General features: G+C 60.0%; 11 protein-coding genes. 5 read left to right on the top strand and 6 right to left on the bottom strand.

Going from position 1 to position 14,078, the window contains the following annotated elements:
* Nucleotides 1-31: 31 nt before the first annotated feature.
* From LAP85_12600 to cobA, 4 genes are all read right to left on the bottom strand, one after another.
* Nucleotides 32-1,693, bottom strand: a complete 1,662-nt coding sequence (locus tag LAP85_12600) for an FAD-dependent oxidoreductase (protein ID MBZ5497234.1) — start codon at nucleotides 1,691-1,693, stop codon at nucleotides 32-34.
* Nucleotides 1,694-1,796: 103 nt separating this feature from the next.
* Nucleotides 1,797-2,879, bottom strand: a complete 1,083-nt coding sequence (gene dsrB, locus LAP85_12595; GenBank protein ID MBZ5497233.1) for a dissimilatory-type sulfite reductase subunit beta — start codon at nucleotides 2,877-2,879, stop codon at nucleotides 1,797-1,799.
* Between the two features lie 60 nt (nucleotides 2,880-2,939).
* Nucleotides 2,940-4,133, bottom strand: a complete 1,194-nt coding sequence (dsrA, locus tag LAP85_12590) for a dissimilatory-type sulfite reductase subunit alpha (protein MBZ5497232.1) — start codon at nucleotides 4,131-4,133, stop codon at nucleotides 2,940-2,942.
* A 188-nt stretch (nucleotides 4,134-4,321) separates the two neighbouring features.
* Entirely contained in the window at nucleotides 4,322-5,083 is a 762-nt protein-coding gene (gene cobA, locus LAP85_12585) for a uroporphyrinogen-III C-methyltransferase (GenBank protein ID MBZ5497231.1), read from the bottom strand.
* Between the two features lie 299 nt (nucleotides 5,084-5,382).
* On the opposite strand from cobA, the gene LAP85_12580 reads away from it, so the two are divergent.
* The 3 genes from LAP85_12580 to LAP85_12570 all read left to right on the top strand — a co-directional run bounded on the left by LAP85_12580 (nucleotide 5,383) and on the right by LAP85_12570 (nucleotide 9,953).
* Nucleotides 5,383-7,056, top strand: a complete 1,674-nt coding sequence (locus LAP85_12580) for a TonB family protein (GenBank protein MBZ5497230.1) — start codon at nucleotides 5,383-5,385, stop codon at nucleotides 7,054-7,056.
* A 102-nt stretch (nucleotides 7,057-7,158) separates the two neighbouring features.
* Entirely contained in the window at nucleotides 7,159-7,401 is a 243-nt protein-coding gene (locus LAP85_12575) for a hypothetical protein (GenBank protein MBZ5497229.1), read from the top strand.
* A gap of 173 nt (nucleotides 7,402-7,574) precedes the next feature.
* A complete protein-coding gene (locus LAP85_12570) occupies nucleotides 7,575-9,953 on the top strand; it encodes a tetratricopeptide repeat protein (GenBank protein ID MBZ5497228.1) in 2,379 nt (792 codons plus the stop codon).
* 31 nt (nucleotides 9,954-9,984) lie between these two features.
* On the opposite strand, the gene LAP85_12565 is transcribed toward LAP85_12570, so the two are convergent.
* Nucleotides 9,985-11,022 carry an ABC transporter permease gene (locus LAP85_12565; GenBank protein MBZ5497227.1) on the bottom strand — a complete coding sequence of 346 codons (1,038 nt, stop codon included), beginning with the start codon at nucleotides 11,020-11,022 and terminating at the stop codon, nucleotides 9,985-9,987.
* Nucleotides 11,000-11,953 (bottom strand): ABC transporter ATP-binding protein, encoded by a 954-nt coding sequence (locus LAP85_12560; protein ID MBZ5497226.1) that lies wholly within the window; start codon nucleotides 11,951-11,953, stop codon nucleotides 11,000-11,002. The genes LAP85_12565 and LAP85_12560 overlap by 23 nt, the downstream gene beginning before the upstream one ends.
* A gap of 368 nt (nucleotides 11,954-12,321) precedes the next feature.
* Here LAP85_12560 and LAP85_12555 point away from each other — a divergent pair, with 368 nt between their 5' ends.
* Both LAP85_12555 and LAP85_12550 read left to right on the top strand, forming a co-directional pair.
* On the top strand, nucleotides 12,322-12,573 hold the full coding sequence (locus LAP85_12555; GenBank protein MBZ5497225.1) for a hypothetical protein: 252 nt from the start codon (nucleotides 12,322-12,324) through the stop codon (nucleotides 12,571-12,573).
* 38 nt (nucleotides 12,574-12,611) lie between these two features.
* A complete protein-coding gene (locus tag LAP85_12550) occupies nucleotides 12,612-13,964 on the top strand; it encodes a cobyrinate a,c-diamide synthase (protein MBZ5497224.1) in 1,353 nt (450 codons plus the stop codon).
* Nucleotides 13,965-14,078 lie beyond the last annotated feature (114 nt).

The following is a 14,078-nucleotide window of genomic DNA, read 5'->3' as shown; positions in this document are numbered from 1 at the left end:
ATTCAAAATCCGCATACCGGCGTTCCCGTTCCTAAACCATTTCAATATATCCGCACGGGCATTCTTCCGCGCATTTCTTGCAGCCGTTGCACAATTCGAGCTTGACTCTGTAATGTTGGCCTTTGGGAAGCTTTGTGAAGGCGTTTGGGGTACAGTACATCCAGCAGGTTTCGCAGTCCATACACATGCCGCATGAGAGACAGCGCTTGGCTTCCTCGCGCGCCTCTGCGTCGGACAAGCCGGATTCGATCTCCGTGTTCATGCCGCGCTGTTCTACGGGAACGTGAGAGCGTTCGTGGCGCGGCGCCTCCTTGTACCAGGCGAGCTTCATTTTCTCGGGCTTCATTTGCGCCGGCAGGTCCGGCTTCACCAGCCTGGTTCCGCGCAGGCACGCATCGATTGCCTCGGCGGCAAAACGCCCCTGGGCGATCGCGATGGAGACCAGACCGAGCGCGACGTCATCGCCGCCCCCATAAACACCGTCTGTGCCCGTGTTTCCCCACTCATTGATCTTGATCCAGCCATCAGCTTCCCGCAGTTCCGCAAAACCCTGAAACTCAGGTTCCTGGCTGATGGCTGCGATGATGGTGGTCGCCTCGACGGCGAATTCCGAATCCGCGACCGGCACGGGACGCGGCCGGCCCGACGCATCCGCTTCGCCCAACCTCATGCGGATGCACTTCAATCCCACCGCCAGATCTTGTTCGCGGAGGACCTCTACCGGCGCGGCCAGAAACTCGATCCTGACACCTTCCTCGAGAGCCCCTTCGATTTCGGGCTTGATGGCGGGCATCTCGGCACGCGTCCTGCGGTAGAGCAACGTGACGTCGGCACCCAGGCGCCTGCTCACCCTCGCCGCGTCGATGGCCGTGTCTCCTCCGCCGATCACGACGACTTTCCCTCCCAGCGACAACTCCTCGCCGGAGTTGACGTGATTCAGAAACTCAGTCCCCGTGAAGATATTGCTGGATTCCTCGCCGGGCACCCCCAACTTCAATCCCTTATGTGCTCCGATGCCCACAAAGATCGCCCGATGCTCCGTGCGCAACTGTGCGAGGGAAATGTCCCTGCCCACAATGACGTTGCACTTCAATTCAACGCCCAGTTCAAGAATCCGCCCTATTTCTCCATCCAGCACTTCACGAGGAAGACGGTACGCTGGAATCCCATAGCGAAGCATTCCCCCAGGCGCGCTGAACGCCTCGAACACCGTGACCGGATAGCCGCGGCGCGCAAGTTGATAAGCACAGGAGAGCCCCGCGGGGCCTGCGCCGATCACGGCGATCTTCTCCTCATGACGTTCCCCGGTCAGCATGGAGAACTTGAGGTTGTGCGCCAGGCCGATGTCGCCAATGAATCTCTCCAGGGCGTTGATCGCCACGGCCCCATCCTTGGCGCCACGGTTGCAGGCGTCCTCGCAAGGGTGAGGGCACACACGCCCGCAGACGGCGGGAAAGGGATTCCGTTCGGCGATCATTTTCCATGCGAGTTCGTAAGCCTGCTCGTCGCTTCGGCCATACGCTTCGGCCTGGGCAATCGTCGTCAGCCAGCCGCGGATATCCGCGCCACCCGGGCACCGCCCGATGCACGGCGCCGACTTGGGGACATACTTCGGGCGCAGCGGGCTGATCTGAGCACCGACGCTCGCCGTGGCCTTGATGATCGGCTTCTTGACTTCCTTAAACAACCCCATGGCTCGCTTCCTGAAAATGCCGCCACCGACACCGTAAAGGGCGCCCGGAAACGAGGTTTTCCCTTGCGGTCTTCAAGGTCTCTGCGGTTTGCACTGGGGCCCGCTAAAACCTTATATGCGTGGAGCGCGCATACGTCAGGCCGGCGTTCTTGAAATCATCGATGTGGTAGCGAGTAAACGGAATCCCGGTCAGTTGGAAAAATCTCGGCCAGCCGATCCGTTCAATCCACTCACCTACGCGCTCATATCTGCGGGCGTTTTCGGCGTAAACCCGGACGATGTTCACCACCGCCTCGACCACCTCAGGCCAGTGGGGCGGATTGTTCGGGAGGAACGGAATGGCGAGCTTGGTGAACTTCGGAGCGGTGCGCGCATTGCTCACCTTCCCCCCTACCCAGATGGACAGGCCGTCGTTTTCGGGATCGTTCATCGTCATTGCCGGGCATACCGTGTAACAGTTGCCGCAAAACATGCACTGCCCTTCCACCACCTCGACCGACTGCTTTCCATCCACCGTGGCAGGCCGGATCGCCCCTGTCGGACACGAAGCGATCAGGGTTGGGACTTCGCAAATCCTCGGCAGCACATCGTGCTGGATCTTCGGCGGCTTGCGGTGAACGCCCAGGATTGCGATGTCTGAGCAGTGCACTGCGCCGCACATGTTGAGACAGCACGCGAGCGCGATGCGCAGCTTGGCGGGCATATCTTCATGCGTGAAGTGTTGGTAGAGAGCGTCCATGACGTTTTTGACTATGCCCGACGCGTCGGTGGCGGAAGAGTGGCAGTGAATCCACCCCTGGGTGTGGACGATGTTGCTGATGGCGTTGTTGGTGCCGCCCACCGGAAAGCCGGACGCCAACAGATCCTTCTTGAGGGGCTCGATCTTGGCCGGATCGTCAAGAAGGAACTCGACGTTATGGCGGCTGGTGAATCGCAGATACCCTTCGCAGTATTTGTCCGCGAGATCGGCGAAGAGCCTGAGCGTCTGGACGCTCAGCAGGCGCGGCGAACCGGCGCGGACCGTGTAGATCTTCTCGCCAGACTCAGCCACATGGCAGAGCACGCCCGGAGCAATAGATTCGTGATACCTCCACTGCCCGTAGTTCCGCTTGATGATCGGATGAAGAAACTGCTCGTAGTGCGGCGGTCCGATGTCGGTGATTCTCTTGACAGGTTGTGTTGCCATCTTGATGACTCCTGATAATCGCTGGGGCGGCCTGGATGTCGTTGCCATGCCGGATGCAGCCTATTTCTCCTTCTCTTCGCCGGGCTGGATGAAGATGTACGGATTGTCCCTGGGGGCCGTGATCATCTCGGGCACCGGATCCAGACCGATGGCATCAAGGAAGTTGGCCATGCCGACACGCTGGATGAGTTCGCCAATCCGCTCGCGACTTTTTCCATACTCATCCCAGAACTCCCAGACTCGGGAAATAAGCTCCTTAAGAGTCTCCTCGAGTTCATCGGCGGGAACAAAGGGGACCAGAACCGAGGACAGGAGCGCCCCCTGGACTATGGGAGCCTTCGACCCGATCAGGATGGCTGCACCCTGGTCGGTTCCCGGCCGCAGGGCCTTCGGCATCACATTGATGCAGTGCATGCAGCGCACACATTCGCTGCTTTTTATGGCAAGCTCCTTGCCATCCCAATTCATGCACCGGCTCGGGCATCGGTCGCAGACATCGTTTTGAATGTCGAGACCCTGGGCAGCATACTCAGCCACCGCGGCGTCGTCCTGCCGGATGTCGTCCTTCCATATGCCGATAACCGAAAGATCTGCGCGCGCGATTGAAGCGACGCAATCGTTCGGGCAGCCGGAGAATTTGAGTTTGAATTTATAGGGGAATGGAGGCCGGTGCATCTCGTCCTGGTAGGTCTGGGTGATGTTGTAGCAGGCCCTCATCGTGTCGTAGCAGGACCATTCGCAGCGCGCTTTGCCGACGCAGCATGAGGGAGTGCGCATGGAGGAGCCGGACCCGCCCAGGTCGAATCCGGCTGCAGTCAGTTCTTTAAAAGTCGGTTCCAGCTCGTCGGTTCTGGTGCCCAGAAACACGATGTCCCCGGTGGCGCCATGCATATTGGTCAGGCCTGAGCCATGACGTTCCCAGATGTCGCACAACGTCCGCAGTGCAGAACTGCTGTAAAACCAGCCCGAGGGCTGGTTAACGCGCAGAGTGTGGAAATGTGCCACCTTTGGGAACCGGTCCGGCACATCGCTATAGCGCCCGATGACGCCTCCGCCGTAACCGAGCACGCCGACAATGCCGCCGTGCTTCCAGTGCCCCTTTTTTTCTTCATAAGAGAGTTCCAGTTGCCCGAGGAGATCCTCGCACACCTCGCTGCTCTCTGCGGCTTTCTTGATCTCCTTCACGAAGCTGGGCCAGGGCCCTTGCTCGAGCTCGTCCAGCATCCCGGTTTTCCTGTTGTCGTCTTTTGCCATCGGTCATCCCCCATGAAACTGCGGGAAGAATTTAAACGCGATCAATCCGCAATACAAGCTTATTAAGCCATAAACAGATCGGGTATCCGACCCGTACAATCTCGTTTCGCACCTGCATGGCTTTCGAACTGGCCGGAGCCGGGAAAAACGGATTTTCGCCGATTCTGCCTCTGGTTCGGTGTCGGTTTTCATTTCGTGGCGGCCGACGATCGTGCGGCGAGGCAGAGTTTCTCCCGAAGCCTCACCACTTCACCCACAACCAGAGTGGCGGGCGGCTTTATGGCGGCATGCTCGACTTCGTCGGCGATATTGGCCAGTGTCCCGGTGACTACGAACTGGTCCGGCCAGAATGCCATCTGGATCATGGCTGCAGGCGTTTCGGGGCTTCGGCCATGCGCGATCAAGCTCCGGCTGATATTGCGCACGTTGTGCACCCCCATGAGAAATACGAGGGTGTCCAGCTTGCTGAGTGCGTCCCAGTGTATCCGGCTGGTTTCCACACTGGCCTCGTGGCCGGTTACGATCGCTACGGATGAGGCCGCGTTCCGGTGCGTCACGGAGATGCAGGCTGCAAGAGGCGCGGCCAGGGCGGCGGAAACGCCCGGTATCACCTCAAACGGTACGCCGTGCTCGGCAAGAAACTCCACCTCTTCGCCGCCGCGTCCGAACAGGAATGGGTCTCCGCCCTTGAGCCGAACCACCAGCTTTCCTTCCCGAGCCTTTTGCACGAGCAGGGCGTGGATTTCTTCCTGCCGCGATTCATGCCTGCCAACCGGCTGGCCCATGTAAATGCACTCGGCGGAAGGCCTGGAAAGACCGAGCACTTCCTGCTGGATAAGCCGGTCATAGACAACAACATCGGCTCTCTTCAACAGGTCAGCCGCTTTAAGGGTCAACAGCTCCGGACTTCCGGGACCCGCCCCCACGAGGTACACTTTGCCGGGCTTCATGGACAGTCTCCCTGACAGCTTCCCCGCCCGCCGGGCCGTAGGGATGCTGCCGGACCCCCTTGTCTATCACGCGCGCGAAATGACTTCAACATAAGTCTGTCTGATATTTCGCGCCCGTGTGGAAAATGGCGGTCTGTTCTTGCTGTAACTCACACATATTTAATAGTTTGTGCAGATTCTGGCAGGGTAACAAGAGCGATTTTTGTGGTGTGCGTCCTTGCGTCAATGCTAAAATCAGCCAATTAGTCCCCTCATCCCGAACGCAGCCTTACGACTCTATACCGGGCGGAGGCAGTAATATGAACAAGGAGAAGGTGCGCAGAATGGAAATGGACGGAGAACACCTGAACACACAGGCAACTGATCCCAAAAGCAGGGGGACGCGTGCCAAAGCACCGGATGTGGACGCGCTTGTTTTTCAATTCCTGGAAGAGCTGGACGCCGTCTCTGCCGTCTTGGAAGTACCGCCCGAACGATCGGATGCAGCTGCAGTCGAACCCGCATCTCAGCACGGCTCACTGGAAAGCGCCGGCGGCATCCCAAAGCTGCCGGGTTCCCGAAACACGCAGGAACCAGAGTCGGACGATGGTGGAGTTTTTTATGCCGATGTGGATGCGGAACTCGCGCGGACACTCGACGAACTCCAATCGCGACCGAAATCCAATGTCATCCCGCTTACGATACGTGAGGCCACGAGGTTCCAGCCTGCAGGTGCGCCCGAACCCGCGCCTCCACCGGAAGCGCCGGCATCGGGTGCGGCATCTGTCGCCACAGCCATTCCGGCCGAGGCTGCGGATCGCAAGGAGGTTCGATCCGCTCCCCCTGCCACGCTCGCTGCAAAAGCGGTCACTGCCAAAGTACCCGAAGAATCTCCGATGCGAGCAGCGGCGCTGCCGCATCTGCCGCCGGCAGTGCCGGCCGAAGCTCCGCCTGGAGAGAAGGTTAAACTTCCACCCAAGGCATACATTGGTGACAAGCCGGATGTCGTGGCAAGACCTGGCAGGTCCACTGCAATCATTTCGGAAGTGGGGCGCCTTCACAGGGCTCCGCGGCGGGCAGTTGTCGGCTTCGCGGCCGTGACCCTGATCGCGGCTTGCGTTTTTTCCTATCGCTATTTTTTCACGAAGAGCGACTCCTCGAGTCAGGCCAAAGCTCCGTCATCCCAAACGGATGTCGGATCGTCGGTATCGCCCGGAACGCCGCTGGGAGGGTCCTCGCAAACCGTCGGGCCCCAGAGGACTGCCGCCGACCCGGGAAAGACCGCAAGTGATTCGATGCGCCTGAACGCCGCGGGCGCGGCGACTCGTGAGGCATCTCCCGCGTCGTCCCAGGCGGCGCGCAACGCTGCTCGTCCGGATCCCTCCGCTGCTCAATCGGCAGCGGCTCGAACGAAATCGGCAAGTGCTAAAGGAGATGCGTCAGGACAACCGGCAGCCGGGGCAGGCAATTCCCACGGAACTTTCCCCCCTGTGCCGACACCTCCGCCGGCTACTGTTGATGAAACGCGCCCGGCGACGATTGCGCCGCCTCAGTCGTTCGCCACTCAGGGGACCCTACCCAAGACCACCGTTGAGATGCCGCCGGCACGGGTGTCTCAGGTGCCGATTCCCGAGCGGCTTCCCGCTAACGTGCCCGTCGCTCCGTCCGGCCCTCCGCCCAGCACCGAAGTGAAGTCCGCTGCTGAAGCCCCGACGGTAAGCCCTGCGCCCGCGGCAACGGCCCCGCTGCCGCTTTCCAGGGTAGTTCCGGAATATCCTCCGGTGGCCGTCAAGATGAGGATCATGGGCAGGGTGGAGCTTACGGTGGAAGTTGATGAGCAGGGGAGAGTGACCAAGGCAACTGCAGTGCGCGGCCCGTCACTCCTCCGTCCTGCTGCCGAAGCGGCCGTTATGAAATGGCAATTCAAGCCCGCGACGCTTCGGGGTGTGAGTATTAAGAGCGAGACAACCATAACGGTGGATTTCAAGCGCTAGGCTGCGGCCGGCGGTGAAGCCTCTGTTGCAGGATGCGATGAGACTTGAGTTTGCACTGTTGGAAGACACAAGCACTGATCACCGGAAGAGGGCGTAAAACCTATGCTGACGCAAGAACAAAAACGCAGATATGAGGAAACTCTGGAGCTGGCTAAGGACGAGTTGGAGCAACTTGATCTGGAGCTAGCAGCCGAGATAACACGAGCCAAAGAAAGGCTGCATGAACTGCAGGAGGCGAAGAAGGCAGTAAAGCTTATTTACGACGGAGCTTTGGCCCGATTGGGGGTGCAGAGTGATCTGAAGGTGCAGAATTATGACCTTGCAGAGCTTGAGAAGCATGCGTAGTCCCCGCATCTCCGCTTTAGGAATTCGCGGGGCGCCGAGACGAAGCCCTCTTTGAATTGTGCCGGTATATGACCCAGCAGCCCGCTTTTCTCTCCCGTTTCACCCCGAGTTTGATGCCGCAGGAAGCATTGGAGGGTATTTTTGTCCAGAGGCATGATCTCGCACAGGAAATCATGGAGCGGATCCGCACTTGCGCATTCGACCGCAGCCAGCAGCACACCTTCCTTATCGGCCCGAGGGGGATCGGAAAGACCCATCTGATTTCCTTGATCTACTACCGATTGCGTGCCATGGCGGATGTGCGCGAGCGGATGTACCTCGCCTGGTTGCGCGAGGAGGAATGGGAGATCACCACCTTCCTGGATCTGCTGTTGCGCATCCTTCACGCTTTGATTGCTGAAATTGAGAATGATGAAGTGTCGGCTCAGCGCATTAATGCACTGTACAATCTTCCGGCGGAAAAGGCGGAGATCGCCGCCACCGAAATCCTCCAAGAACTGTTGCAGGGGCGGACTCTGCTCATCCTGATGGAAAACCTGGATGAACTCTTGCAAGGGATAGGACCTGACGGGCGCCGGCATTTCGATCGCTTCATGCGGGTGAATCCTCACTTTCTGATGCTGGCCTCCAGTCAGAGTCCCTTGGATGATGCTCTGCTACCGGGCGGGACATCTTTCCCCGGCATCCGCCATTTTCACCAATTGGAGGAGCTTACGCATGAAGACGCTATGCGTCTGCTCGTGAAAATCGCTAACTACCGGGGAGACCGGAAGCTCTCCGACTTTATCACTACCCCTCGAGGGCTGGGGAGGATGCGCGCCTTAAAGTACCTGGCGGGAGGCAACCACCGTGCTTACGTCATCTTCTCGCAGTTTCTCACGCGCGACTCTCTTGACGAGTTGATTGAACCGCTCATGCGCACCATCGACGATCTGACGCCCTACTATCAGGCGCGCATGGCATGGCTTTCACCCCAGCAAAGGAAGATCATTGCCTTCATCTGCGAATGGCGTCACCCGATGCCCGTCAAGGAAATCGCACGGCGCTGTTTCATGAAACCGGAAAACGCTACCACGCATCTCGAGGCTCTGCGCAAGATCGGGCATCTCCACTCCTTCGCTGTGGGAGCGGACAGGTATTATGAGCTGCGCGAGCCGCTCATGAGGCTGTCGATCGAGGTCAAGAAGCACCGGGGCAAACCTGTGCGTCTGCTCGTCGACTTTCTCCGGTTGTGGTATTCCCCCGCAGAATTGCGGCAGCGATTGGCATCTCTTCCTGCCGATGCGGCACTGGAGCGGGCGTATGTCCAACCCGCGCTTGAGGTGCGCGAAGAGGAGGGCGAACATCCCCGCGTCCCCATTTGCTGTGCAGAATATAAGAGCGCCGTCGAAAAGAGCGACTTCCCGCGCGCCCTGCGGGCCGCGGAGGAACTGGTCGCTCTTCGAGGTCGCCCCGAGGATTTGTCGGTTCTCGGCTTTTGCCTGCGGAGCCTTGGACGCCACGAAGAGGCAGTGGCCTGCTATGACAAGATGATCGCATTCAATCCGAAGGATGCGTTGGCCTGGATGCTTCGCGGCTCAGCGCTGTCCAAGCTTGGCAGGTGCGAGGAAGCCCTGGACTCCTGCGACCAGGCTATTGAGCTGAATCCGCAGGAGGCAAGAGCCTGGAGCGACCGGGGCGCGATCCTTCTCAACACCGGGCATCCCGACCAGGCGCTGGCGTCTTTCGAGAAAGCCACCCAGCTCGATCCCGACGACTCATTCGCCTGGATCTACCGGGGCATATCCCTGTCGGACCTCAGTTGTTATGAGGAGGCATCCGCATCCTTTGCCAAGGCAGCAGAGATTGATCCGTTCGACGAGATGCCCTACGTTTACAGGTGCGCAGCTTTGATCGAGCTGAAGCACTTTGAGCAGGCGTTGGAGCATGCCGAACGTGCATTGGAAATTGCGCCGGACCAGCCTCTGGCGTGGGCCGTGCGCGGCACTGCTCAGGCAGCGCTGGAACACTATCGTGATGCTCTGATCTCAACGGAACGCGCAATCGAACTCGGCGAACAATCCGCCTTCGTGTTCTTCAAGCATGCCGAAATCCTCTTTGCCGAGGACAGGTGGCAGGAAGGCAGTACCGCCCTCGGGGAAGCGCTCAATCGCTTCTATCGCTCGGACAATCCCGATGCGGGAAACACGACTGCCCTGATCCGCATTTTGCAGCGCATGCTTCACGACGAAAAGGGACTGCAGTTGCGCATCAAAGTTCTGATTCTTGTCTACTATAAATATGGCGCCCTCGCCGCGTTGGCCCATGCCCTGGTGGAGTGCATCCCCGACCTGTTTTCACCCGTCTTTCAGGAGCTCACTGCCCGCCGCTGGCTCGACCTGTGGCGCAGCCTCGCAGGAAGCCGGCCGGAGTTCAGACTTCCCCTGCGCCTCCTCGATTCCGCCGTTTCTTATCGCCAGACCCGGGACCTTCGCGTCTTGATGGAACTCCCCCTCGAAGAGCGGGTCCTCCTGGAACCTCTGCTGGGCGTAAAGGTGCAGGCGACCGCGTAAGGCCGAGCGACGAGTCCGTCAGTCGTCATTTTCAGGAATTCCACCGAAACCAGCGGAGAGCGCAAAAAAAGGATATGCCGCCCCAGGCGGCCAGGATTACCAGTTTCCAGCCCTGGGACGGAAGCGAAGCCCCTTCCAGGATCACTGCCCGGAGCGCATTGTTGAGCTGGGTCAACGGCAGGGCGCGCACAAAGGGCTGGAGGACCGCGGGAAATCTATCGGAGGAGAAAAAGATCCCCGAGAACAACCACATCGGCAGCTGGACCAGATTCATCAATCCCGACACGGTCTCGATGCGCTGGGCACGGCTCGCAACCAGCAGTCCAAGCCCGGAAAACGAAACCGCCCCCAGGAAACACAAGGTCAGGATGGAGAGAACGCTCCCGCGGATCAGGATGCCGAAGACGAGCACGCCGGCTCCCAACACGATCACGAGCTCGGGAACCATGAACACGAGGCGCGCACCGATCATCGACCAGAGGAAGTCGGCCCGCTTCATGGGCGTCGCCACGAACCGCTTCAGCAGCTTACGCACCCTCATGTCGACAATCACGAAACCGACACCCCACATGCCGCTTCCCATGAGGTTCATCCCCAGAAGACCTGGCACCAAAAAGTCGATGTACCTCGCTCCCGGCTGCGTCAGATGCTCCTCGCGGGTGGCAACCGCATCCTGGCGTCCCGCGGCGCGCTGCAGCGCGTCGTCCACACGCTGCCGTGCCAGAACACTCTCGGACCGAGTGGGATCGAACAGGAATGTGGTCGGATCTCCCGGCAACACCACCAGCGATGACTTGCCCAGGCGCAGACGGTTGCGGCATTCGGCTGGAGCATGAATCTCAACCACCATCTCCGGGCTTTTTTTCAGGCTCTGGGCGATATTCTCCGCCGTGGCGCCCTCCTGCACATCCACGTAAACCTTCGCTGCCGGCTGATTGCGGAATGCGATCCCCAGCCCCAGAGCCAGGAGCAGGGGGAATCCATAGACCCAGAAGATGGCTTCCGGTTCGCGGACGAATTCGCGCACCCGCGCCAGCAGCAGTTCTCTAAGAGGATGATATTTCTTCATCGCGCAACCGTCTTCCGGTCAGGTGAACAAAGACGTCCTCGAGGCTGACGTGGCGCGTGGTCAGCCGGATCAGGTCGAAACCACGGTGCTGCAGGATCTGCAGCAACGCCGGGATGGTGACGTGAGGCTCGGTCACGGTCAAAGCCATGCCAGCCGCCTCTTTCCGCACTTCGCGCACCGCAGGCAGAGACGCGAGTTCTGCCTCGGCGATGACCGATCCATTGGCGAGGGCAAACTCGACCACATGGTCGCCGCCCAGGCCGGCAATGAGTTCGGCCGGTGAACCCAGCGCGATAATCTCGCCGTGATCGACTACGGCCACGCGGCCGCACAGCCGCTCAGCTTCGTCCATGTAGTGGGTGGTGAGAAGCGTTGTCCGGCCCTGTTCTCCGAGCCTGCGAATGATCTCCCACAGCTGTCGCCGGGACTGTGGGTCCAGGCCGGTCGTCGGCTCGTCGAGGAACAGCAGCTCCGGATTGCCGACCAGCGCGCAAGCCACAGCCAGGCGCTGGCGCTGACCTCCGGACAGCTTGCCCACCCAGGACTTCTGTTTCTCGCTGAGCCCGACCTCCTTCATGACCTCCGCAGGATCGTTGCCGTCGCGGTAGAAGCTCCGGAACAGAACCAGCGTTTCGTATACCGTCAGCTTCTCCGGAAAGCGGGTTTCCTGAAGCGAAATGCCGAGGCGCTGGCGCAGCTCATCGTCATGTTCGCCCCAGCGTCGGCCCAGCACGCTGACTTCGCCCGAGCTGGCATCGAGCAGTCCCTCGAGGATCTCGATGGTCGTCGTCTTGCCGGCTCCGTTGGGGCCCAGAAGTCCGAAACATTCGCCCTGGCCGACATCTAGATCCAGACCGTTGACAGCGTCGACGCTGCCATTCCGCGTTTTGTACCGCTTGCGCAGATCCCGGCACCTGATGGCTGATTCCATGTGTCCGTCCCCGCCCCCTAAAATACTGCGGAATTATAGTGGACTGCCGGAGAGCTGGAAAGGGACAAACAGCCGGCAGATTGCGAATCGCCTGACAAGGCAAGAACCTCAACGCTGAGGTCGCGGAGAATGCAGAGAAAAACGGAGGTATCGCACAGGGCGGAGCGCAAGCGCTTCTTTCACATGGCCATGGGCTCAATCTGTGTTTATTTGCGTGCATCAGCAGCCGTCTCTTCTCTGCGGCCTCCGCGCTGAGATTTGTGGTTGCGGCCATACCGCATCGTGTTTTTCTCGGTTTCTTTTGCTAGAATCACACCACGCCCGGCGCCCGACGCGCCCGGGACGTTTCGCTGGTATGGAGGTGCCGTGTGGGGACGGTTTCGATCGAGACTCTGGCTGAGGATATGTTCAGCCTGGTGACGGAATACACCGGTAAAAAGAACCTCAAGGCCGGGGATTTGACCAAAGAAATGATCGCCAGGCATGGAGCCGACGCTTGCACCAAGGAAGACTGCAAGCGAGCGATCCGGCTGCTTATCGACTCGGGCCGCTGCGTGTACAGCTATCTGGGCGGTTCCTATATCCAACTTCCACCCAAAGAAGATTCCACGCCGACGTGAGCACCTCGGATACTTACCCGCGGCTCGTAATTGCAGGCATGTCCGGCGATTCGGGCAAGACTCTGCTCGCTCTCAGTCTCCTCCTGACGCTCCGGGAGCGCGGGATCGAGGTTCGCGCATTTAAGAAAGGCCCCGACTACATCGATGCTGCCTGGCTCGCCTGGGCCTCGGGCCATTCGGCGCGCAATCTCGACAGCTACCTTATGGGATTTCGTGGATGTACTTCTTCGTTTATGCAATCGGCCTCAGCGTCCGGGCTCAACGTCATCGAGGGCAATCGCGGTCTGTACGACGGTTCGGATGCACGAGGAACCCACAGCACGGCTGAACTAGCCAAGTGCTTGAAGGCCCCCATTCTCCTGATAGTCAATGCCGGCAAAACCACCCGCACCGTCGCGGCCTGGGTCCTCGGCTGCCAGAAGCTCGATCCCCAGGCCTACGTTGCGGGCGTGATCCTCAACCGGGTGAGCGGTGCGCGCCACGAGAGCGTGCTTCGGGACGCGATCGCGACGGAGTGCGGCTTACCCGTGCTTGGCGTTCTACCGACTGCAGCGGGCGACGCGTTACTCCCGGCGCGTCACCTGGGACTGGTGATGCCGGACGAGCATCCGCGGGCCGACGAGTTGAAAATGAACCTGATGAACCTCGCTCAGGGCCGGCTTGACCTCGACAGGATTCTCGCCCTGGCCGGAGAGGCTCCTACGCTCGAAAGCGCCGGAGCGATTTCCCCCGATCTACCCGACGCGCGCGGGATCAGGGTGGGATTCCTGATAGATTCAGCCCTCAGCTTCTACTACCCTGAGAACCTCGAGATCCTCGGACAGTCGGGAGCTGCACTCGTGCCCTGTTCTCCTTTGACGGCCACTGAGCTGCCTCATCCCCTAGACGCACTGTATATCGGCGGCGGCTTCCCGGAAACTCACGGCGCCTCACTTGCCGCAAATGCGGATTTTCTTGCAGCGCTGCGGCGGGCAGCCCTGGAAGGCTTGCCGATCTATGCCGAGTGTGGGGGCTTGATGCTCCTGTCCCAGGCTATCCGCTGGAACGAGGCGCGCTACCCCATGGCGGGGGTGTTTCCATTCGAGGTCGAGGTTTTTTCTGCCCCGCAGGGCCACGGATATGTCGAGCTGCTCGTGGATCAGCCCAATCCGTTTTTCCCTGACGGTATTGTTATCAGGGGGCATGAGTTCCACTATTCCCGCATCATCACGGAGAGCGCTGCTGTGACCACCGCATGCCGGGTAAGGCGCGGAACGGGTTGCGGGCAGGGGCGTGACGGATTGTTCCAGGGAAACGTGTGGGCCTCCTACACGCACCTTCATGCCCTTGGAACACCCGAGTGGGCGCCCGGCATGCTAACGGCCGCCAGGCAGTATCGACGTCGGCATTGATCTGCCGCGCAAGGGCATATTGGAGTCCGCCATCAAAACCTCCACAATGCTCAGGAACCGGCACCCTTGCGACCTATTTGAGATCGCTGCCGGGGCGTCGCACTGCATCGATTT

It is taken from the genome of Terriglobia bacterium, assembly GCA_020072565.1.
Taxonomy (GTDB): Bacteria; Acidobacteriota; UBA6911; order UBA6911; family UBA6911; genus JAFNAG01.
The sequence above is the reverse complement of the archived record's forward strand: the minus strand, read 5'-3'. Positions and strand labels throughout refer to the sequence as shown.

Bases quoted from the DNA above. Each gene is read 5' to 3' on its own strand.
- LAP85_12570 (MBZ5497228.1), top strand. From the start codon at position 7,575: ATGGAGCGGATCCGCACTTGCGCATTCGACCGCAGCCAGCAGCACACC.
- LAP85_12565 (MBZ5497227.1), bottom strand. From the start codon at position 11,022: ATGAAGAAATATCATCCTCTTAGAGAACTGCTGCTGGCGCGGGTGCGC.
- LAP85_12550 (MBZ5497224.1), top strand. From the start codon at position 12,612: ATGTCCGGCGATTCGGGCAAGACTCTGCTCGCTCTCAGTCTCCTCCTG.
- LAP85_12580 (MBZ5497230.1), top strand. From the start codon at position 5,383: ATGAACAAGGAGAAGGTGCGCAGAATGGAAATGGACGGAGAACACCTG.
- LAP85_12560 (MBZ5497226.1), bottom strand. From the start codon at position 11,953: ATGGAATCAGCCATCAGGTGCCGGGATCTGCGCAAGCGGTACAAAACG.
- LAP85_12600 (MBZ5497234.1), bottom strand. From the start codon at position 1,693: ATGGGGTTGTTTAAGGAAGTCAAGAAGCCGATCATCAAGGCCACGGCG.
- dsrB (MBZ5497233.1), bottom strand. From the start codon at position 2,879: ATGGCAACACAACCTGTCAAGAGAATCACCGACATCGGACCGCCGCAC.
- cobA (MBZ5497231.1), bottom strand. From the start codon at position 5,083: ATGAAGCCCGGCAAAGTGTACCTCGTGGGGGCGGGTCCCGGAAGTCCG.
- LAP85_12575 (MBZ5497229.1), top strand. From the start codon at position 7,159: ATGCTGACGCAAGAACAAAAACGCAGATATGAGGAAACTCTGGAGCTG.
- dsrA (MBZ5497232.1), bottom strand. From the start codon at position 4,133: ATGGCAAAAGACGACAACAGGAAAACCGGGATGCTGGACGAGCTCGAG.